At 70.6% G+C, this 19,603-nt stretch carries 15 protein-coding genes and 1 pseudogene; 5 read left to right on the top strand and 11 right to left on the bottom strand.

The annotated features are described in order from the left end of the window. The 3 genes and pseudogenes from H5J26_RS15695 to pdhA all read right to left on the bottom strand — a co-directional run. Positions 1-535: pseudogene (locus H5J26_RS15695) on the bottom strand (biotin/lipoyl-containing protein); the annotation flags it as partial. Further along, positions 535-1,536, bottom strand: coding sequence for an alpha-ketoacid dehydrogenase subunit beta (locus H5J26_RS15690; protein WP_235980743.1), 1,002 nt, complete (start codon positions 1,534-1,536; stop codon positions 535-537). The pseudogene H5J26_RS15695 and the gene H5J26_RS15690, both read right to left, overlap by 1 nt. Positions 1,537-1,619: 83 nt before the next feature. Continuing rightward, entirely contained in the window at positions 1,620-2,777 is a 1,158-nt protein-coding gene (pdhA, locus tag H5J26_RS15685; RefSeq protein WP_181766476.1) for a pyruvate dehydrogenase (acetyl-transferring) E1 component subunit alpha, read from the bottom strand. A 172-nt stretch (positions 2,778-2,949) separates the two neighbouring features. On the opposite strand from pdhA, the gene H5J26_RS15680 reads away from it, so the two are divergent. Continuing rightward, positions 2,950-3,477, top strand: coding sequence for an Lrp/AsnC family transcriptional regulator (locus tag H5J26_RS15680; protein WP_181766475.1), 528 nt, complete (start codon positions 2,950-2,952; stop codon positions 3,475-3,477). A 171-nt stretch (positions 3,478-3,648) separates the two neighbouring features. Next, positions 3,649-4,677: a 2-hydroxyacid dehydrogenase gene (locus H5J26_RS15675; RefSeq protein WP_309237933.1), complete on the top strand. Its 1,029-nt coding sequence runs from the start codon at positions 3,649-3,651 to the stop codon at positions 4,675-4,677. A gap of 20 nt (positions 4,678-4,697) precedes the next feature. Here H5J26_RS15675 and H5J26_RS15670 read toward each other — a convergent pair whose 3' ends face one another. Genes H5J26_RS15670 through H5J26_RS15645 form a run of 6 tightly spaced genes read right to left on the bottom strand, consistent with a single transcriptional unit; the run spans position 4,698 to position 11,067 of the window. Next, on the bottom strand, positions 4,698-5,414 hold the full coding sequence (locus tag H5J26_RS15670) for a sulfite exporter TauE/SafE family protein (RefSeq protein ID WP_181766474.1): 717 nt from the start codon (positions 5,412-5,414) through the stop codon (positions 4,698-4,700). After that, positions 5,411-6,454 carry an ABC transporter ATP-binding protein gene (locus tag H5J26_RS15665; RefSeq protein ID WP_181766473.1) on the bottom strand — a complete coding sequence of 348 codons (1,044 nt, stop codon included), beginning with the start codon at positions 6,452-6,454 and terminating at the stop codon, positions 5,411-5,413. The genes H5J26_RS15670 and H5J26_RS15665 overlap by 4 nt, the downstream gene beginning before the upstream one ends. Next, complete coding sequence (locus H5J26_RS15660; protein WP_181766472.1) at positions 6,447-7,475, bottom strand: ABC transporter ATP-binding protein; 1,029 nt, start codon at positions 7,473-7,475, stop codon at positions 6,447-6,449. The genes H5J26_RS15665 and H5J26_RS15660 overlap by 8 nt, the downstream gene beginning before the upstream one ends. Continuing rightward, positions 7,472-8,509, bottom strand: a complete 1,038-nt coding sequence (locus tag H5J26_RS15655; RefSeq protein WP_181766471.1) for an ABC transporter permease — start codon at positions 8,507-8,509, stop codon at positions 7,472-7,474. The genes H5J26_RS15660 and H5J26_RS15655 overlap by 4 nt, the downstream gene beginning before the upstream one ends. Before the next feature lie 23 nt (positions 8,510-8,532). Further along, positions 8,533-9,459, bottom strand: coding sequence for an ABC transporter permease (locus H5J26_RS15650; RefSeq protein ID WP_181766470.1), 927 nt, complete (start codon positions 9,457-9,459; stop codon positions 8,533-8,535). A 12-nt stretch (positions 9,460-9,471) separates the two neighbouring features. Then, positions 9,472-11,067 carry an ABC transporter substrate-binding protein gene (locus H5J26_RS15645; protein WP_235980740.1) on the bottom strand — a complete coding sequence of 532 codons (1,596 nt, stop codon included), beginning with the start codon at positions 11,065-11,067 and terminating at the stop codon, positions 9,472-9,474. 345 nt (positions 11,068-11,412) lie between these two features. Between H5J26_RS15645 and H5J26_RS15640 the strand changes: the two genes are divergently transcribed. Continuing rightward, entirely contained in the window at positions 11,413-13,029 is a 1,617-nt protein-coding gene (locus tag H5J26_RS15640) for an FAD-binding oxidoreductase (RefSeq protein ID WP_181766469.1), read from the top strand. 30 nt (positions 13,030-13,059) lie between these two features. Here H5J26_RS15640 and H5J26_RS15635 read toward each other — a convergent pair whose 3' ends face one another. Further along, entirely contained in the window at positions 13,060-13,653 is a 594-nt protein-coding gene (locus H5J26_RS15635) for a TetR/AcrR family transcriptional regulator (protein WP_181766478.1), read from the bottom strand. A 143-nt stretch (positions 13,654-13,796) separates the two neighbouring features. Between H5J26_RS15635 and paaN the strand changes: the two genes are divergently transcribed. After that, on the top strand, positions 13,797-15,578 hold the full coding sequence (gene paaN / locus H5J26_RS15630; protein ID WP_181766468.1) for a phenylacetic acid degradation protein PaaN: 1,782 nt from the start codon (positions 13,797-13,799) through the stop codon (positions 15,576-15,578). Between the two features lie 145 nt (positions 15,579-15,723). Here the strand turns inward: paaN and H5J26_RS15625 are convergent, their stop codons facing one another. Then, entirely contained in the window at positions 15,724-17,406 is a 1,683-nt protein-coding gene (locus tag H5J26_RS15625; RefSeq protein WP_181766467.1) for a protein kinase domain-containing protein, read from the bottom strand. 648 nt (positions 17,407-18,054) lie between these two features. On the opposite strand from H5J26_RS15625, the gene H5J26_RS15620 reads away from it, so the two are divergent. After that, on the top strand, positions 18,055-19,603 hold a 1,549-nt coding region (locus tag H5J26_RS15620; protein WP_181766466.1), incomplete at its 3' end, for a protein kinase domain-containing protein.

Here is a 19,603-nt window from a genome sequence, read left to right as displayed (position 1 = left end):
GTCAGGCCCCGAGCCCGCGATGCCGTGCAGGTCGAGGTCGTGCTCGCGGGCGAGGCGTCGCACCAGCGGTGAGATGACGGCTGCCGGGCCCCCGTGCTCCGGCCGTGCCGTTACCGGGGGACAGACGGAAGCCGTCGACGGGACGCGACCTGCGGCGCCTCCCCGTGGAGGCTCCGGTGCCATAGCCGACGAGCACGTTGCCGGAGCTCTCGGTGGCGGCGGCCTCCGCCGGGGCGGACGCCCCGACCGGAGACTCGTGTGCGGGTGCCGGCCGGGCCGGATCGTCGGCGGCTCCGACGGCCACCGTCAGCAGCGGAGTGCCCACCGGGATCTCGGCGCCCTCCTCCCCGAAGCGCGCCGTGACCACACCGCCGTAGGGACAGGGAACATCCACCAGCGCCTTGGCCGTCTCGACCTCGATGACGGGCTGGTCCACGGCCACCACGTCGCCGACGGCGACCATCCACCGCACGACCGTGGCCTCCGTCAGCCCTTCTCCCAGGTCGGGAAGGAGGAACTCCCGTACGGACGCCATCAGCGCACCTCTCCCCGGTCCGAGCGCCACTCGCTCTCCCACTGGAGCCGCGAGACCGCGTCGAGCACGCGGTCCACGTCGGGAAGATGATGCCTCTCCAGCATGGGCGGCGGATAGGGGATGTCGAAGCCCGATACGCGCAGCACCGGCGCTTCCAGGTGGTGGAAGCAGCGCTCGCTCACGCGGGCCGCCAGCTCGGCGCCCGGGCCGGCGAATCCCGTCGACTCGTGGACGACGACGGCACGGCCCGTACGCCGCACGGACGCCACGACGGTCTCCTCGTCGAAGGGCACCAGCGACCGCAGATCGACGACCTCGAGGTCCCAGCCCTCGTCCCTCGCCGCCGCCTCGGCCGCCTCCAGGCAGACGGGCAGGGAGGGGCCGTAGGTGATGAGCGTCGCCGAGGTGCCGGGACGCCGGACGAGGGCGCGGCCGACCTCCGGTACGGCTTCGGGCCGGTCGGCGGACCAGTCGTCCTTGCCCCAGTACAGCCGCTTGGGTTCGAGGAAGATGACCGGGTCGTCGCTCGCGATGGAGTGGCGCAGGAGCCCGTAGGCGTCCGCGACGGTGGCCGGGGTGACGACGTGGAGGCCGGGCGTCGCCATGTAGTACGCCTCGGAGGAGTCGCTGTGGTGCTCGACGCCGCCGATGCCGCCGCCGTAGGGCACCCGCACCGTGATCGGCATGGGCAGTGCGCCCCGTGTGCGGTTCCGCATCCGGGAGATGTGCGAGATCAGCTGCTCGAAGCCCGGGTAGGCGAAGGCGTCGAACTGCATCTCCACGACGGGCCGCAGCCCGTACATCGCCATGCCGACGGCCGTGCCGAGGATGCCGGCCTCGGCCAGCGGAGTGTCGGTGACGCGCTTCTCCCCGAATTCCGCGGCCAGCCCGTCCGTCACGCGGAAGACACCGCCGAGCGCGCCGACGTCCTCACCGAAGATGTGGACGTCCGCGTCCTCGGCGAGCGCGTCCCGCAGGGCGCGGTTCAGGGCCTGCGCCATGGTGGCGGGCTTGCGGGCCGTGCCGCGCGGCGGCTGTGCCCCGGCCTCGCCGGTGCCCACAGACGTGCCCGTTGCCGTACTCATCAGGCGTCCTCCCCCGTCTTCCCGTCCTGGCGCACGTGCTCCGCCTCGGAGGCCGCCAGCTCGGCGCGCAGCTGATCGGCCTGCTGCTGCAGCTGCGTGGTCCGCTTTGCGAAGACGTGGTCGAAGAGGTCCGCCGGATTCAGGTCCGGGTCCTGGTTCATGCGCTCACGGAGACCGCGAGCCATGTGCTCCGCCGCCTCGGCCGCCTCACGCACTCCTGCGTCGTCCAGCAGCTTCCGCGTGCGCAGCTCGCGCTCCATCAGGTTGACCGGGTCGTGCTCGCGCCAGGCGGTGACCTCTGCGGCGTCGCGGTAGCGCGTGGCGTCGTCGGCGTTGGTGTGGGCCTCCACGCGGTACGTCACGGCCTCGATGAGGCTGGGGCCCTCGCCCCGCCGGGCGCGTTCGACCGAGTCGGTCAGGACATGGTGCATCGCCGCGGCGTCGTTGCCGTCCACGAGCCGCCCCGGCATGCCGTAGCCCACGGCCTTGTGGGCGAGGGTCGGTGCGGCGGTCTGCTTCGCCAGCGGTACGGAGATCGCGAAGCCGTTGTTCTGCACGAGGAAGACGACCGGGGCCTGCCATACGGCGGCGAAGTTGAGGGCCTCGTGGAAGTCGCCCTCGCTCGTGCCGCCGTCCCCGACCATGGCCAGCGCCACCACGTCGTCGCCCTTGAGCCGGGCGGCGTGCGCCAGCCCGACCGCGTGCGGCAGCTGTGTGGCGAGCGGGGTGCTCAGGGGGGCGACCCGCGTCTCCCGGGGGTCGTAGCCGCTGTGCCAGTCGCCGCGGAGGAGCGAGAGCACCGCCACCGGGTCGAGGCCGCGGGCGACGGCGGCGAGCGTGTCGCGGTAGCTGGGGAAGAGCCAGTCCTGCTCGCGCAGGGCGAGGGCGGCCGCGACCTCGGCGGCCTCCTGGCCCGTCGACGACGGGTACACCGCGAGGCGGCCCTGCTTGGTCAGTGCCGTCGCCTGCTCGTTGAAACGCCGCCCGCGCACGAGCTGCCCGTACAGCTCCCGGAGCAGATCGTCGTCCAGCTCGGCTCCGGTGCCCAGCAGCCGGTACGGCTCCCGGTCCGGCAGCAGCGGGGCGGCGTCCCGGCGGGGGCGCCAGGCGGGGGGTGGTGCGAGATGGTAGGCACCGGACTGCTCAAGGACCGTCATGAACGAGCACCTCCTCGTGAGGGGGCTGCGGTGGGCACGGAAGCGGGTGGCTCCCCTACCGATTGTTCGGTCGACGGCACATTTTGGCTACAGGCGGCCTCGGTCTGTGGACAACTTGAGCGTTCGTGCGTTCGATGAATGCAGGACGTCCAACGAGGGGAGGCTGCCGGGCATGCCGGACGGACAGATTGCCAATTCGTCCAGCGGTCCCGACGACCCCGGCGTCCACGGGGGTCTGGACGCGAGGCCGCAGGCCCGTGCCCTCGATCCCGTCGACAGGGACATCCTGCGCCTTCTGCGTGCGGACGGCAGGATGTCGGTACGGGCGCTGGCCGACCAGGTCCACATCTCCCGGGCCAACGCCTATGCGCGCATCAACCGCCTGATGGACGACGGAGTGATACGCGGCTTCAGCGCCCGTATCGACGAGGAGCGGGCCGGTCAGGGGGCATCGGCCTACGTCACGCTCAAGATCGTGCAGGACTCCTGGCGCAGTGTCCGGGAGCAGCTGCTCCAGCTGCCCGGTGCCGCGCACATGGCCCTGGTCAGCGGTGACTTCGACGTACTGCTGCTGGTGCACACGGCGGACAACCGGTCGCTCCGAGATCTGGTGCTCACGAGGATCCAGTCGATCCCCGAGGTGATCAGCACCAGGACGCTGCTGGTCTTCGAGGAGACCGACCTCGAACCGGAGATCTGACGGACGTCCCGGGAGGACGGGCACCCCACCGTTGGTCACGTGAGTGAACGCATGTCCTCTATTGTCTTCATCCATGAACGAGTGACACACTCGTGCAGGCCTTGACGAAGGCCGGGAGGGCAGCAGCCCCCCGCGCGACCCGCACGACCCACACGAGGGGAACGTCATTCCGTGTCCGCGACGACGAATGCGACGCCGGACGGCCCCGCTCTGCGCGTCCTCGTCACCGACGAGATCATCAGCCGGTTCGAGCCGGAGCTCACGTCGGGCGGACGGAACGGCCACCTCTGGACGATGGCCGCCGGCAAGCCGGACGCGGAGATCCTCGCTGCACTGCCGGAGAGCGACGTGCTCGTCTGCTCCGGAATGAGCACCGCCATGGCCGAGGCCGGGGCGGGCCTCCGCCTCGTGCACGTCACCGGGGCCGGGTGCGACGGCATCCCGTTCGACTCGCTGGCACCGGGCGTCGCGGTCGCCAACACCTCCCACCACGGGCGTTCCGTGGCCGAGCACGTACTGATGTGCATGATGATGCTCTCGCGCCGCGTGCAGAGCGCGGACCGTGAGCTGCGGTCGGGCCTCTGGCGGACGGTACGCACCGATCCCCGGCTCGACTTCGGCGCGACCCTGGAGGGACGGACCGTCGGACTGATCGGCTTCGGCGAGATCGGACTCCGAACGGCACGCCTCGTCTCCGCCATGGGGATGCGTGTGCGGGCGGTGCGCCGCAACCCCGCTGCCGCCGTCCCCGACGACGTCGAACTGGACCAAGTCGGTGGTGTCGACGAACTCCCCCTGCTGCTGGCCGAGTCCGACGTGGTGGTCGTCACCGCACCGCTGACCGAGGAGACCCGCGGCCTGCTGGGCGCCGAGGCGTTCGAGGCGATGAAGCCCGGCGCGATCCTGGTCAACGTGGCGCGCGGCCCCGTCGTCGACGAAGAGGCCGTCTTCACCGCCCTGAGCAGCGGTGCGATCGCGGGTGCCGCGCTCGACGTCTGGTGGGACGCCGCCGGGGAGCCGGGCCGGGCGATCCCCTCGCGGTTCCCGTTCGAGCAACTGGACAACGTCGTCCTGACGCCGCATCACTCGGGACACACCCGCAACACCTTCGAGGCGCGAGCACGCGACATCGCGGGCAACGTCGGCCGGCTGGCGAGCGGGCGGCCCCTCACCAACCAGGTGCGCCCCGCCGCCAGGTGAGGCGCGGGGCGCCGGCGCCCTCAGAGCAGCTGCTGCACGACGAGCAGCACCGCACCGAACGCCGAGACGGTGATCGCCGTCAACCGGAGTCGCTCACGGTTCAGCCGTCGGTTGACGAACCGCGACAGCACGCACCCGGTGAGTGCGGCAGGCGTCAGAGCCGCGAAAGTCCCGACCGTGGAGCCGTCGACACCGCCGCTCAGCGCCAGGGCGATCACCGAGAAGGCCGATCCCACGAGGAAGAACGCGCTCATGGTCGAGCGCAGCTGCGGCGCCGGAGAGCGCTGCCAGACCAGCGCCATCGGCGCTCCGCCTATGGAGGTCGCCGTTCCCATGAGCCCGGAGGCGGCACCCGCCGAGACCAGCGTCAGCGGCCGAGGCCTCGGCGCCCACCCGGCCACCGTGAAGACGATCCCGCCGATAACCACCCCGGCGATCAGCAGCGACAGCAAGCCGGACGGCATCGACGCGACGAGGACGGCTCCCACCACGGAGCCCGGCACCCGGCCGAGGAGCGCCCAGCCGGTGCCGGTCAGGTCCAGATGCGTACGTTCGACGACGGTGATCAGCAACGTGACCACCATCGCGAGCATGATGATCGTGCCCGGGACCAGCGTGGGGTCGATGAGGGCGATCACCGGCGCCGCCAGCATTCCGATGCCGAATCCGATCGACGCCTGGAGACAGGAGGCGGCGGTGATCGTCACGGCGACGATCGTGAAGTCCGCCCAGCTCACGGACTCACCGTGAGCTGCGCTCCCTCCGTCGTGTGCTCCAGCGGGAAGTGGCATGCTGCGCCGTGCCGGGGGCCTGTGGCCTCCGGCAGCCCCTCCTGGTCGACTCCAGGCTGCGCGTGCGGGGTTCGTTCCGCGCACAGGTCCTGCGCCTTCCAGCACCGTGTCCGGAAGTGGCAGCCGGAGGGCGGATCCACGGGTGAGGGGATCTCTCCCTGGAGCAGGATGCGCGTTCCGGTGCGCTCGCGGGAGACGTCCAGCACCGGGGCCGCCGACGTCAGTGCGGCGGTGTACGGATGGAGGGGCCGGTCCAGTACGTCTTCGGTCCTCCCGGTCTCCACGATCCGCCCCAGGTACATGACCGCGACCCGGTCCGCGATGTGCCGTACGACGGACAGGTCGTGCGAGATGAAGAGGTACGACACCTCGAGCTGCTTCTGCAGATCGTCGAGCAGATTGACCACCTGTGCCTGGACCGACAGGTCGAGCGCGGAGACGGGTTCGTCGCAGACGATCACATCGGGGTTCAGCGCCAGGGCGCGTGCAATGCCGATGCGCTGCCGCTGACCGCCGGAGAACTCCTGCGGATGCCGGTCCGCGTCGGACGCACGCAGACCGACCAGGTCGAGCAGTTCCCTTGCGCGGGCCGCACGTTCACGGGCGCTCGGGTACAGGCTCCTGTGCGTCGCCCAGGGCTCGCTGATGATCTCGCCCGCCGTCATACGGGCGTTGAGGGAGGCGAACGGGTCCTGGAAGACCATCTGTATCCGCCGCCGCCAGTGCAGCAGCTCCTTGCCCTTCAGCCGGAACGGGTCCACACCGTCGAAGCGGACACGCCCCTCGTCAGGCTGCTCCAGCATCAACAGGGTCCGCGCAAGGGTGGACTTGCCGCAGCCCGACTCCCCGACGAGCCCCAGCGTCTCCCCACGCCCCAGAGTCAGGCCGACCGAGTCGAGCGCCCGGAGCCGGCCGCTGCCCGAGGGGCCCTTGGAGATGTGGAAGGTCTTGGTCAGGCCCGAGACCTCCAGCAGCGGATCAGCCATGGCGGAGCTCCTTCGAGAAGTGGCACGCCGACGTACGGCCCTCGCCGACGGCCTCGGGGGCAGGCCGCTGCGTACGGCAGATGTCCTGCACCATCGGGCAACGTGCCTGGTAGACACAGCCTTCGGGGATCGAGTGGAGGTCCGGGGGCGCGCCGGGTATCGAGGGGAGCCGGTCACCGCGCCCGGCGGCGGGGACGGACTCCAGCAGGCCGCGGGTGTACGGGTGGAGGGGCTCCCGGAAGACTTCCCGGACCAGCCCGGTCTCGACGACGCGGCCCGCGTACATGACCGCCACCCGGTCCGCCTGCTCCGCCACGAGGGCGAGATCGTGCGTGATCAGCACGACGGCCATGCTGTGCTCGGCCCGCAGGTCTCGGAGCAGCTCCATGATCTGGGCCTGGACGGTGACGTCGAGTGCGGTCGTGGGTTCGTCCGCGATCAGCACCTTCGGGCCGAGCGCGACCGCCATCGCGATCAGCAGCCGCTGGCGCATGCCGCCGGAGAACTGGTGCGGGTGGTGGTCGATCCGGCTCTCGGGCTCGGGAATGCCCACACGCCGCATGAGGTCCAGGGCGCGTTCCCGTGCCTGCCGTGCGGACAGACCCCGGTGGATGCGGAACGGCTCGGCGAGCTGCGTGCCCACCGTGTAGACGGGGTTCAGTGCGGTCAGCGCGTCCTGGAAGACGATCGCGAGCTCCGGCCCGGCGAGCTTGCGCCGCTCGGAGGGCGTCAGGCCGAGCATCTCCACGTCACCGAGCCGCACTTCACCGCCGACGACCCGGGCGACCGGATCGAGCAGACCGGCGACGGCCTGCGCGGTGATGCTCTTGCCGCAGCCGGACTCACCGAGGAGCGCGAGCGTCTCACCCGAAGGTGCCGAGAACCCCACGTCGTCGACCGCGAGCACGGGTCCCGCCGCCGTGTCGATGCGCACGCTCAGCCCGGCGACCGCCAGCGCCACTTCGGGCTCGGTCCGGCCGGCCTGCTCCACGGGGCCGGTGCTCGTCGTCCCGGCGCTCATCGCGCCACCTCCTGCCCGGCCCTGCGGACCGATCGGCGCTGCCGGCGCGGCAGGCTCAGCCGCCACCGCTGGGCCGGGTCGGTGGCGATACGGAACCAGGCCGCCAGTACGGACGCCGACACCGTCGTGATCACGATTGCGAGACCCGGGAAGATCGACATCCACCACGAGGTCTGGAGGTACTGGCGCCCCTGAGCCGTCATCAGCCCCCAGCTGATGTCGGGCGGCTGGATGCCGATGCCCAGGAAGCTCAGCGAGGACTCCGACAGCATGACGAAGCAGAAGTCGGCGGTCGCGACGGTCAGCAGGGTGGGCAGGACCGTCGGCAGGACGTGTCTGCGTATGACGGCGCCGCTGCGCGTACCGAACGTGCGCGCCGCGTCGACGAACAGCCGGCTCTGGAGCTCCGCGGACTCGGCGCGCGCCGTGCGCAGGTAGATCGGGATACGGGCGATGGCGAGGATCGCGACGATGTTGGCGGCGCTCGGCGAGAAGACGTAGAGGACGACGACCGCGAGCAGCAGCGACGGGAAGCTGAGGATGACGTCGGCCGTCCGCATCGACAGCGTCTCGCGCCAGCCGCGGTGGTAGCCGGCCCACATGCCCCAGACGGAGCCGATGAGCAGCGAGACCAGGACGGCCGGCACCGCGACGGAGACCGTCGTCCGGGTGGCGACGGCGAGCCGGGCCAGCATGGAACGGCCCAGCGAGTCGCTGCCCAGGATGTAGGCCCAGCCCTCGTCCGACTGGAACGGCGCGGTGTTGACCGCGTCGAGGTTCTGCTTCGTGGCGAGGTCGCCGACGAGCAGCGGGCCGAGGAGGGCGGTCAACGCGACCAGCAGCAGTGTGCAGGCCGCGAGGGTCGCGACACGGTCGCGCAGCAGAAGCCGCCACATGCCCGTACGGGCCGCTCCGTGTGCCTGCCGTGGTGCTGCTTCGCGCTCCGGTCCGGCGTCGGCGGCCGGTGACTGTTCGGGTATCGCCTCGGGCGCCGGCTCGCCGGCCGGAGGCGCGCCCTGCCTGTCGTGCGCCATGGGGGACATCAGGCCTCCGGTCGTCAGGTCTTCGCGGCCTGCCGGACGCGTGCGTCGAGCAGCGCGTAGCAGACGTCGATGAGGATGTTCAGGACGAAGATGGCAACGGCCGTCACGAGGACGGCGGCCTGCAGCACCGCGAAGTCACGTTGCAGGATCGAGTCGATCATGAGCTTGCCGATGCCCGGCCATCCGAAGATCGTCTCGACCACGACGGCTCCGTTGACGAGGCCTACGGTGAGGTCGCCGGCGACCGTGAGCGCGGGTGCGGCGGCGTTGCGCAGCGCGTGGTGCGTGACGATGCGGTAGTCGTCGGCCCCTTTGCTGCGGGCGAGTTTGACGTAGGGGGACGAGAGCGCGGAGACCATCGCCCCGCGCACCACCTGCACCAGGACACCGAAGGGCCGAACGACCAGCGTGGCGATCGGCAGGATCCAGATGCCGTGGCCGGTGACGCCGGAGGTCGGCAGCCAGCCGAGCGTCACCGCGAAGATCCAGATGCCGACGATGGCGAACCAGAAGTCGGGAACGCTGGCCGCGATCATCGACATCGTGCTGCACACCCGGTCGGCGAGGCCGTTGGGCTTGAACGCCGCCCAGCTGCCGACGACCGCGGCACCGAGCACCGCGATCAGCATGGTGAACCCGGCGAGCTGGAGCGTGGCGGGAAAGGCGTCCAGGGCCATCCGTCCGGCGGACTGGCCCGTACGGAGCGACTCACCGAAGTCGAGCCGCAGTACGCCGCCGAGGTAGTCGGCCATCTGGGAGAGGACCGGCTGGTCGAGGCCGTTGCGCTCGGCGAAGTCCTGCCGCATCTGCTCCGTCGCGTTGAGGGGCAGATAGAGGCTTGCCGGGTTCCCGGTCAGCCGCGCGAGGCAGAACACTCCGAGCACCACGACTGCCAGCGGTATGACGCTGGAGAGGGTGCGGCGCCGCAGGAACGTGATCACCAGGTCCTCCTCTCAGCCCGCGGGGCGTATGTCAGCGAGCCGCAGCTCGTCGTTGGTGGCCGAGTTCGGCCTGTAGGACACGTTCGGGGAGAGCGCGACGACGCCGCGCATGTGGGCGATGTGAGCGAACTGCGTGATGTCGCCGTTCTGCTGCTTCAGCAGTTCCTCGTACGCCTTCTGCCGCTGCTTGCCCGACTTGCGGCCCGCCTCCTCGATGACCTTGTCGAAGCCCTTGGTGCCCATCACGCTCTGGGCGCCCTTCGACGTCATGTACTGGTCCACGGTGAAGGCCGCGTCGCCCGCCTGGTTGCCGTGCTGGATGAGGAGCGCGACCGGGCCGGCATCCGGCACGAACGGCCGCAGCTGGTATTCGAGATGGGCCGATTCGTCGACCATCTTGAGCTTGATGTTGAGTCCGGCCTGCGTCAGCTGCTCCTGGAGCACCTCGGCGGTCTCCGAGACGCGGGGGAAGAGTTCGTGGCGGCCGACCATCAGGATCTGCTTGCCGGTGGGCACGCCGTCCGCCTTGGCCGCCTTCACCAGGGCCCTGGCCTTCTTCAGGTCGTGGGGCCACGGCTTGATGGAGGGGTTGTGGCCCAGCACGCCGGACGGCACCAGCTGCCCGGCGGGCTTGCCGAGGCCGCTGAAGAGGGACTTGACGATGCCCCGCTTGTCCAGCGCGTAGTTGACGGCCTGCCGGACGCGCGGGTCGTCGAGCGGCGGTTCCTCGCCGGTGAGCCGCAGCGCCGTCGTCTCGTTGTTCGGATGGTTGACGCCGCGGTCGCCCGCCCCGTCGAGCGGCCCGAGCTTGAGCGCGACGTCCGCCTCGTCGCTGGTGACCATGGCCGCGCGTACGGTGCCCTCCGCGCGCCACTGGTAGGTGACGTTCTCGTACGAAGGCGCCTTGCCCCAGTAGCGCTTGTTGCGGTCGAGCCGCAGCTTCAGGCCGGTGTCCCAGCGCCCGATCTCGTACGGGCCGGTTCCGACGGGCTGCCGCACCTTCTTCGCCGTGCCGGTCGAGGTCGGGACGATCTCGACGAACGACAGCCTCAGCGGGAGGATCGGGTCGGGTTCCTTGCTCTCGACGGTCAGCGTCCGCTCGTCGACCGCCTCGACGTCGAGCGGGTCCTCTCCGAAGACGTAGCCGTCGACGTTGCAGCCGAGGTCTGAGTTGACGGCCCGCTCGATGGAGTAGGCGGCGTCACGGGCGTTGAAGGCCGTCCCGTCCTGGAAGCGGACGCCCTCGCGCATGGTGAAGGTCCACCGGGTGTCCGAGGTGCGCTTCCACCCCGTGGAAAGCAGCGGGGAGAGGTCGCCGGACTTGGGGTCCCGTTCGATCAGCGGCTGCGTGATGTTGGAGCGGACGACCACGCCCGTGGAGGTGAGGGAGGACTCGCACGGTTCGAGTGTGGGCGGCTCTTCCGGAAGTACGATGCGCAGCCCGGAGCCGCTTCCGCCCAGCGAGTCGCTGTTCGCGACGGTGCACGAGCTGACCAGGACGGCGAACCCCGCCGCGAGGGCCGCGACGGCGGTGCGTCGCCGGGCCACGCGGAACCGGCCGATCATCCTGTTTCGCCGGGTCGCCCGCGACTGCGAGGGCTGGGACATCAGGTTCCTCCAGGGCCGGCGCGCACGAGTCGGCGGCGAGGATTCAGTGGCGCGTCCATATATGAGAACGCAGTCCATGTTGGTGGACACAAGGTAGAAGTGCGAGACCAGACCGTCAAGAGATGCGTCGTCGTGGTCGTGAAGCCGGGTGCGCGGTGGCGCGGTCCCGCAGGATCGTTCACGTCCTCGAACGAACACCGGCCCGCTTCCCCTGCCGGACGCCGTAGCGGCACGCACGTGAAGGCGGGGGCCTGCCAGGGACGTTGACGCTCTTGCGGCCGACGCCTCCGCGTAATTACTCTCCAGTAATTTCTCTCAGTGGACAGCCGGCGCGAAAGGTCCCTCATGGCGGCGACAGCAGCGTTCCCGACCGACCCGGCCAGGTCCTGGTGGGGTTGGGGGCTGACGGAGCAGGCTCTCCCCGACTCCGAGTGCACGGCGCTCGGCGCCCTGCTCCCCGGTCTGCCGTCCCGGCCGATGCCGGTGCCGGAGATCGGCGGCGTTGAACTGCCCGAGCCCCGGATCTCACCGCCCGCCTCACTGGCCCACCGGGTCTCGGCCACGCCGCCCCACCGCGCGAGTCACACCTACGGCAAGGCGTACCGCGACGTCGTACGGGCGCTGCACGGCGACCTCTCGGCCGCTCCCGACCTCGTGGCGTTCCCGCACACGGAGACAGAGCTCGTGGACCTGCTCGACTGGGCCGGCTCGCACGACGTCGCCGTGATCCCTTACGGGGGCGGCAGTTCGGTGGTCGGCGGGGTCGAGTACCGCAGCGGAGCCCACGCCGGGGTGCTCTCGCTCGACCTCTCGGCGATGGACCGCGTCCTCGAGGTCGACACCACCAGCAGGGCGGCCCGCATCCAGGCCGGAGTGTTCGGGCCCGCGCTGGAGGCCCAGCTCCGCGGCATGCCAGGCGGCCTGACGCTGCGCCACTTCCCGCAGAGCTTCGAGTTCTCCACCCTCGGCGGCTGGCTGGCCACCCGTGCCGGCGGCCACTACGCGACGCTCTACCCGCACATCGACGACCTCGTCGAATCGATGCGCGTGGTGACCCCTGCCGGGACCGCCGAGTCCTGGCGTCTGCCGGGCTCCGGCGCCGGTCCGTCCCCCGACCGTCTCTTCCTGGGCTCCGAGGGGACGCTCGGCGTGATCACCGAAGCGTGGATGCGGCTGCAGGACCGCCCCGCCCACAAGGCTTCCGCCTCTTTCTTCTTCAGTGACGTCGCCGACGCCATGGAAGCCGTCAGGGCGATCTCGCAGTCAGGGCTGCACCCGGCCAACTGCAGGCTGCTCGACGCCGGCGAGGCCGCTCTGTCCGGCGTCGCCCACGACGGGGAGAGCGTGCTGGTGCTCGGCGTGGAGTCGGCGCACCAGCCGGTGGGCGGCCGGCTCGCGGAGCTGGTCACGCTCGCCGCCGACCACGGTGGACGCGAACGCGAGCCGGAGGGAGGGGGCGGGGACTCGGCCGTCAGCGCCTGGCGGTCGGCCTTCCTGCGGATGCCCTACATGCGGGACGGGCTGGCGCGGATGAGCGCGATCACCGAGACCTTCGAGACCGCGTGCACCTGGGACCGGGTGGCCGGGCTCTACCAGGCCGTCCGCGCGGAAGTGGGTGCCGCGGCCGAGAAGATCACCGGGCACCCCGCTCTGGTCAACTGCCGCTTCACGCACGTGTATCCGGACGGTCCCGCCCCGTACTTCACGGTGATCGCCGCCGGTCGCCATGGACAGGAGGTGGCCATGTGGGACGAGATCAAGACCGCGGCGATGGAGACACTCACCCGGCACGGCGCCACCATCACCCACCATCACGCCGTCGGCAGGGACCACCGGCCCGGGTACGACCGGCAGCGCCCCGAACCCTTCGCGCTCGCCCTGCGGGCCGCAAAGGACGCCCTGGACCCGCACGGAATCCTCAACCCCGGTGTCCTCATCGACCCCCGGCCCGCCGCCGGGTGAACCTCCGGCCGCGTGGGGCGGGAGGCGCGATCAGTTGCGCAGACCGGCGAACGCGGTGCGTACGACCGCCTCGCCGACCTCGTCGCTCGTGGTCGACCCGCTCCGGCCCGCACGCCCGGGCCTGTACCACTCCACGACGGAGTTGATCATCCCGAAGAGCAGCCGGGTCGCCAGCCGGACGTCGACGTCGGCTCGCAGGTCGCCGTCCGCCACGGCCTGCTTCAGCAGCTCCGAGACCCGCTGGTCGAACTCGCGGCGGCGTGCCATGGCCCAGCGCTCGGTGTCCGTGTTTCCGCGTACGCGCAGCAGCAGCGTCACGTAGGGGAGCTCCGTCATGAGCACCTCGACCGTGCGGCGCGTGACGTGTTCCAGCCGGTCGATCGCGCGGCCCTCGCGCGACCGCGGCTCGTCGAGGACGCCGAAGAGCCCGTTCAGGGCGCGGCTTATGGCCCGGCGCAGGAGCTCTTCCTTGCCGCGTACGTGGTGGTAGATGGAGGACTTGGAGATCCCCGCGGCCCGGGACAGGTGCTCCATGGAGGTGCCGTCGTAGCCGCGCTCGATGAACACCTCCACCGCGACCTTGAGCAGCGAATCGGGTGTGTAGGTGTCGCGCTTGGCCGGCATGCCGCCGATGCTATCCACGTCGTCCACAGGCTCCTCGCCCCCCTTGCACCGACCGATCGTTCGGTAGCAGTATCTACCTGTCACTGCAGGACCGACAGCCCTGACAGGACCCGGAAGTCCCAGCCACCCAGCCACCCGGCTCGATGAGGAGTTGGTCGTTCGTGACCGCACCTGTGACCACATCTGTGTCCACGTCTGTGGAGGGCGGAAGCAATGAGCTCTCCGCGGCCCAGCTGATCGAGCGGCACCGAGCCACGCTCGACCGCGCGCTGGAAGTGATCCGCAGCAGGGAGTACTGGTCGCCGCACCCCGAGCACCCCAAGGCGTACGGCGAGGAGTCGGGTGCGGCCGGTTCGCTGAGCGCCGGCCAGGGCCAGGCCGCCTTCGACGCGCTGCGCGGCAGCCGGTTCGAGATCGACGGGCAGCCCGGCCAGTCGGGCCCGGAGGGCGGCTGGGCCGCCACCGAGGTCTCGCCCTACGGGCTGGAGATGGGCATCGAGTACCCCCGCCCGGACCTCGACGTGCTGCTGCCCGCGATGCGCGAGGCGATGCCCGCATGGCGTGAGGCCGGTCCGGAGGTGCGCGCGGCTGTGTGTCTGGAGATCCTGGCCCGCATCAGCGCCCGTACGCACGAGTTCGCGCACGCCGTGATGCACACCAGCGGCCAGGCGTTCATGATGGCGTTCCAGGCGGGCGGGCCGCACGCTCAGGACCGCGGCATGGAGGCCGTCGCCTACGCCTACGAGGAGCAGGTCCGCACACCGGGCTCGGCCGAGTGGTCGAAGCCGCAGGGCAAGCGCGACCCTCTCAACCTCAGCAAGCACTTCACGCCGGTCGGCCGCGGCATCTCGCTGCTCATCGGATGCAACACCTTCCCGACCTGGAACGGATACCCCGGGTTCTTCGCCTCCCTCGCCACCGGCAACCCCGTGCTGGTCAAGCCGCACCCGCGCGCCGTGCTGCCGCTGGCCCTGACCGTCCGCGTCGCCCGGGAGGTGCTGGCAGAGGCCGGGTTCGAGTCGAATCTGGTCGCGCTGGCCGCCGAGCGGGACGGCGAGGGCATCGCCAAGGAACTGGCCGTGCGGCCGGAGATCCGCATCATCGACTACACCGGCTCCACCGCCTTCGGAGACTGGCTGGAGAGCAACGCCCACCAGGCCCGCGTCTTCACGGAGAAGGCCGGGGTCAACACGGTGATCATCGACTCCACCGACGACTACAAGGGCATGCTGGGCAACCTCGCCTTCTCCCTGTCGCTCTACAGCGGTCAGATGTGCACCACCCCGCAGAACCTGCTCATCCCGCGCGGCGGCATCACGACGGACGCGGGGGAGAAGTCCTACGACGAGGTGGCCGCCGATCTGGCCACCGCGGTCGGGAAGCTGCTCGGCGACGACGCCCGTGCCAACGCCCTTCTCGGTGCGATCGTCAACCAACAGGTGCGTGAGCGCGTCGAGTCGGCGGCCTCCCTGGGTGAAGTCGCCCTGCCCTCACGCTCGGTCGAGCACCCCGACTTCCCCGGCGCGACCGTGCGTACGCCCGTCATCGTCAAGCTGGAGTCCGCCGAGCCCGAAGCGGAGTCCGTCTGCTTCTCGGAGTTCTTCGGGCCCGTCTCCTTCGCCGTCGCCGTCGACTCCGCGGCTGACGCGGTCGCCGTGCTGCGGCGTACGGTCCGGGAGAAGGGCGCGATGACCGTCGGCGCGTACACGACGTCGCCCGAGGTCGAGCGCCTCATCGAGGACGCCTGCCTCGACGAGTGCGCGCAGCTCTCGCTCAATCTCACCGGCGGGGTGTACGTCAACCAGACCGCCGCCTTCTCCGACTTCCACGGATCCGGCGGCAACCCCGCGGCCAACTCGGCCCTGTGCGACGGCGCGTTCGTCTCCGACCGCTTCCGCACCGTGCAGGTGCGGCGCCCCGCGTAGGGGCGACGAGCCACCAGGAGTACGGGCACCTGCACGCAAGAGCAAAGGCGGCCGTCCACGTGATCACGTGGACGGCCGCCTTGTGTTCCGGAGCCGGGTCGCTCGACTGCCTGCCAGGGGCGGGCAGTCGAGGCGGCCGGGCCGGTCAGTCCTCGGGCTTGCCGGTGGAGACGGTCAGCTCGATCTCGTCCTTCTTGGGGTCGAAGGGGTCGATCCCCTCGGGGTCCTGCTCCAGGACCATGTTCTTGCCCCAGATGTTCTCGTCCTTGTAGGAGACGTCACCGAGCTTCCAGCCCGCCTCGCGGATGCACTTCTTCACCGACGCGAGATTGCGGTAGGTGAAGTCCGGGAGGGTCTTCTTTCCCTTCTCGGAGTAGCTGTCGGAGGCGTTCGTGCACCTGGTGGTCTCGATCGTCTTCGACTTGTCCTCGGGCTTGATCTCGTCGTCGTCCCCGCCTCCGGCGTCGCTCGGTTCCGCGGAGGGCTCGTCGTCGGGCGCGGTAGCGGTGACCGTGGCGGAAGGCGAGCTGTCGGCCTCGGGTGAATCCTCCCCGCCGCCGTTCACGACGAGCGCGATGATCACGGCCGTCACCACGACTATCGCCCCGACCACCGAGCCGATGATCGCCCCGGTGTTGCTCTTGCGCCCGCCGCCGCCCCCGGGGGGCGTGGGGCTGAGCGTGTACGGCGGCGGGGTGTGCGCACCCTGCTGCGCCGCGTACGGCGAGCCCGCCGCGTACTGACCCATCGGGTTCTGGCTGGGCGGCGGAGGCGTCGAGGGCCCGAACCCGCCGTACTGCTGCGGTGCGTAGGGCTGCTGCACGCCGGGCGGCGGCGGGGTGCCCGCGTCGTTGACCGGCGGGAAGACCGCCTGGCCGACGCCCGCACCGCTCGGTGCCGCGGGACCGGCACTGATGATGAGCGGAGCCGCGCCCGAGGCCGCCCCGGTGCCGCCGACGCGGGTGCACTCGTCGTGCATCGTCTCGGCGGACGGGAAGCGCTCGTTGGGGTTCTTCCGCAGCGTCCGCGCCACCAGCGCGTCCACGGCGGGCGGCACCGACTGGTTGATCGACGACGGGGTGGGCGGCTCCTCCTGCACATGCGCGTACGCGATGGCGAGGGGGGAGTCGGCGTCGAAGGGAAGCCGTCCGGTGAGCAGCTCGAAGAGCATGATGCCCACCGAGTACAGGTCGGAACGGGCGTCCACGCCGCGCCCCAGCGCCTGCTCCGGCGAGAGGTACTGCGGGGTGCCGACGACCATGCCGGTCTGTGTCATCGACGTCACACCGGACTGCATGGCCCGCGCGATGCCGAAGTCCATGACCTTGACCACACCGCGCTTGGTCATCATCACGTTGCCGGGCTTGATGTCCCGGTGGACGAGGCCCATCTCGTGGCTGACCTCGAGCGCCGCCAGCACGTCGCCGGTGATCTTCAGCGCCTTCTCGGTCGGCATCGCGCCGAACCGCGCGATGTCCTCGTCGAGCACGTTGCGCAGGGGCTTGCCCTCGACGTACTCCATGACGATGTACGGCACGAGCGCACCGTCGATCTCGTCCTCGCCGGAGTCGAAGACGGAGACGATGTTGGTGTGCGAGAGCTTGGCGACGGACTGGGCCTCGCGCCGGAAGCGTTCGCGGAAGGACTGCTCACGACCGAGCTCCGTGTGGAGCGTCTTGACCGCGACCTGTCGGTCGAGCACGGAGTCGTAGGCGAGGTACACGGAGGCCATGCCGCCCGCCCCGAGCAGGCTCTGCAACTGGAAACGTCCGTTGCCGACGGTACGTCCCAAGTACTGCGCGGCTGCCTGTGCGCCGTCGTCACTCATCTGACTGCTCCCCCTCGGCGGCACGCCCCCGCGCAGTTGTTTCAGGGCAATATTCCAGCCCCGGAGATCTCATGCTCCTGATACAGGCCCAAGTCTGCCGGAGGGCTTCTCCACGTCAAGCTCAGTGCCCGTTCCGTAACCGGATGCGCAACCTGTGCCCACATCTGTGGCAGCTTCGGTGCCTCCTGCCCCTAGGCCCTGTCTGACGAATCTCGCCTTGCTCGCGACGACGGGCACGCACATCCTCCCCCGCTTCGCGGGAGGTGCCCCCGAGTTGTCGGATCGACCGAGTAGCCCACTACGAGGGCGATCCTCCGCCTTGCGGCTGCACGCACCGTCCGCCGCGAGCACCGCCTGCGGCGGACGGCGCCATTTGTCAGACAGGCCCTTGCCCCGACATCGCCTCTCAGACGGCGTCGCGCTGCGGGTTCCGGGCTCTCCCAAGGGCTGTGCGCACGCCGCCTGCGAACTTGCCAGCCGGGCACCGCAGCCGCTTGGATGGCTCTTCCCGTCCCATCCATGTAACTCCCCCGAGCCTGTAGCCTCCAAAGCGGAGCGGGGCGTATCCCGGCCCAGCCGGGTCGGCCGAGTGCCAGGGGAGTACGCACCCGCGCGACCCACGGCATTTTCGATCCACGGCGAGGACAGATGGCACAGACGCAGGCCGGCGGGGGTCCCCCGGACCCCGACGCCATGGGCGGCTCGATGGCCGACTCGTCGGAGCTGTGGGGCAACAGCGGCCTCGTCGGTGACGGCCGCTACCGCCTCTCGCACCGTCTCGGCCGGGGCGGTATGGCCGAGGTCCTGGCGGCTGAGGACCTGCGCCTGGGGCGTACGGTCGCGGTCAAGCTGCTCCGTTCCGATCTCGCCGAGGACCCGGTCTCCAAGGCCCGCTTCACGCGTGAGGCGCAGTCCGTCGCCGGTCTCAACCACCACTCCGTCGTCGCCGTGTACGACTCCGGCGAGGAGACGATCGGCGGCAGGGTCACGCCGTACATCGTGATGGAGCTGGTCGAGGGCCGGACGATCCGTGACCTCCTGCTGAACGCCGAAGCCCCGCCGCCGGACCAGGCGTTGATCATCGTCTCCGGTGTCCTGGAGGCCCTGGCCTACAGCCACCAGCACGGCATCGTGCACCGCGACATCAAGCCCGCCAACGTCATCATCACCAACAGCGGCGCGGTGAAGGTGATGGACTTCGGCATCGCCCGCGCCCTGCACGGCGCCTCCAACACCATGACCCAGACCGGCATGGTGATGGGCACGCCGCAGTACCTCTCCCCCGAGCAGGCCCTCGGCAAGACGGTCGACATCCGCTCGGACCTGTACGCCACGGGCTGCCTCCTCTACGAACTGCTCACCCTCAGGCCGCCGTTCACGGGCGAGACCCCGCTCTCGGTCGTCTACCAGCACGTGCAGGACGAGGCGTCACTGCCCTCCGAGGTCTCCGACGTCGTGCCGCCCGAGCTGGACGGCCTGGTGATGCGGGCGCTGGCGAAGGATCCGGACGACCGTTTCCAGAGCGCCGAGGAGATGCGCGGCCTCGCCCAGTACGCGCTGCAGATGCTGCACGAGCAGGGCGGCCACACCGGCGGCATCTGGAACACCGGCCCGATCGCGCACGCCGGCGGCGCCACCCCGGCGATGGGCATCCCCGGCGCCGACGCCCGCCAGCACCCCGCACACGGTGACACCTCCCAGCTCGCTCCGCCGCTGCTGATGGGCCGGCCCGACCGGGACGACGGCGGGTTCGTGGGCGGACAGCGCGGCGACGGCAGGCGCGGCGGTGGCGGCGTCAAGTACGCGATCCTCGCCTTCCTCGCGGTGATCGCTGTCGCGATGGGCATCTACTACGCGGCCACGTACAAGTCGGACGACGGCAACAACGACGTGAAGCCGGACACGTCCACCTCCGCGCCCAAGGAGGACAAGACGACGGACGAGCCGACCGAGACGCCCAGCGAGACGGAGGAGGAGCCGGGCACGAGCACCGGCGACACCGGTGACGTCACGCCCTCGGAGACTCCGTCGCAGACGCCGAGCGAGACCGAGACCACCCCGACGGAGGATCCGACCGACAGCCCGACGGAGACCGGTTCCGGCGGACGTGGCGGCAACAACTCCAACGGTGGTTCCGGCGGTCCCACCAACACTCCGTCCGAGTCGGAGAGCGAAGACGGCGGCGAGCAGGGCGGCG

This window comes from Streptomyces albidus (ex Kaewkla and Franco 2022), assembly GCF_013870515.1.
Classification (GTDB): Bacteria; Actinomycetota; Actinomycetes; order Streptomycetales; family Streptomycetaceae; genus Streptomyces; species Streptomyces albidus.
Note: the sequence above shows the minus strand (reverse complement) of the source record. Positions and strands in the feature narration are given on the sequence as shown.

What these genes read in the sequence shown, in the direction of transcription:
- H5J26_RS15690 (WP_235980743.1), bottom strand. Translation starts at nt 1,536, where the DNA reads ATGGCGCAGGCCCTGAACCGCGCCCTGCGGGACGCGCTCGCCGAGGAC.
- pdhA (WP_181766476.1), bottom strand. Translation starts at nt 2,777, where the DNA reads ATGACGGTCCTTGAGCAGTCCGGTGCCTACCATCTCGCACCACCCCCC.
- H5J26_RS15680 (WP_181766475.1), top strand. Translation starts at nt 2,950, where the DNA reads ATGCCGGACGGACAGATTGCCAATTCGTCCAGCGGTCCCGACGACCCC.
- H5J26_RS15665 (WP_181766473.1), bottom strand. Translation starts at nt 6,454, where the DNA reads ATGGCTGATCCGCTGCTGGAGGTCTCGGGCCTGACCAAGACCTTCCAC.
- H5J26_RS15660 (WP_181766472.1), bottom strand. Translation starts at nt 7,475, where the DNA reads ATGAGCGCCGGGACGACGAGCACCGGCCCCGTGGAGCAGGCCGGCCGG.
- H5J26_RS15655 (WP_181766471.1), bottom strand. Translation starts at nt 8,509, where the DNA reads ATGGCGCACGACAGGCAGGGCGCGCCTCCGGCCGGCGAGCCGGCGCCC.
- H5J26_RS15645 (WP_235980740.1), bottom strand. Translation starts at nt 11,067, where the DNA reads ATGTCCCAGCCCTCGCAGTCGCGGGCGACCCGGCGAAACAGGATGATC.
- H5J26_RS15640 (WP_181766469.1), top strand. Translation starts at nt 11,413, where the DNA reads ATGGCGGCGACAGCAGCGTTCCCGACCGACCCGGCCAGGTCCTGGTGG.
- H5J26_RS15635 (WP_181766478.1), bottom strand. Translation starts at nt 13,653, where the DNA reads ATGCCGGCCAAGCGCGACACCTACACACCCGATTCGCTGCTCAAGGTC.
- paaN (WP_181766468.1), top strand. Translation starts at nt 13,797, where the DNA reads ATGAGGAGTTGGTCGTTCGTGACCGCACCTGTGACCACATCTGTGTCC.
- H5J26_RS15625 (WP_181766467.1), bottom strand. Translation starts at nt 17,406, where the DNA reads ATGAGTGACGACGGCGCACAGGCAGCCGCGCAGTACTTGGGACGTACC.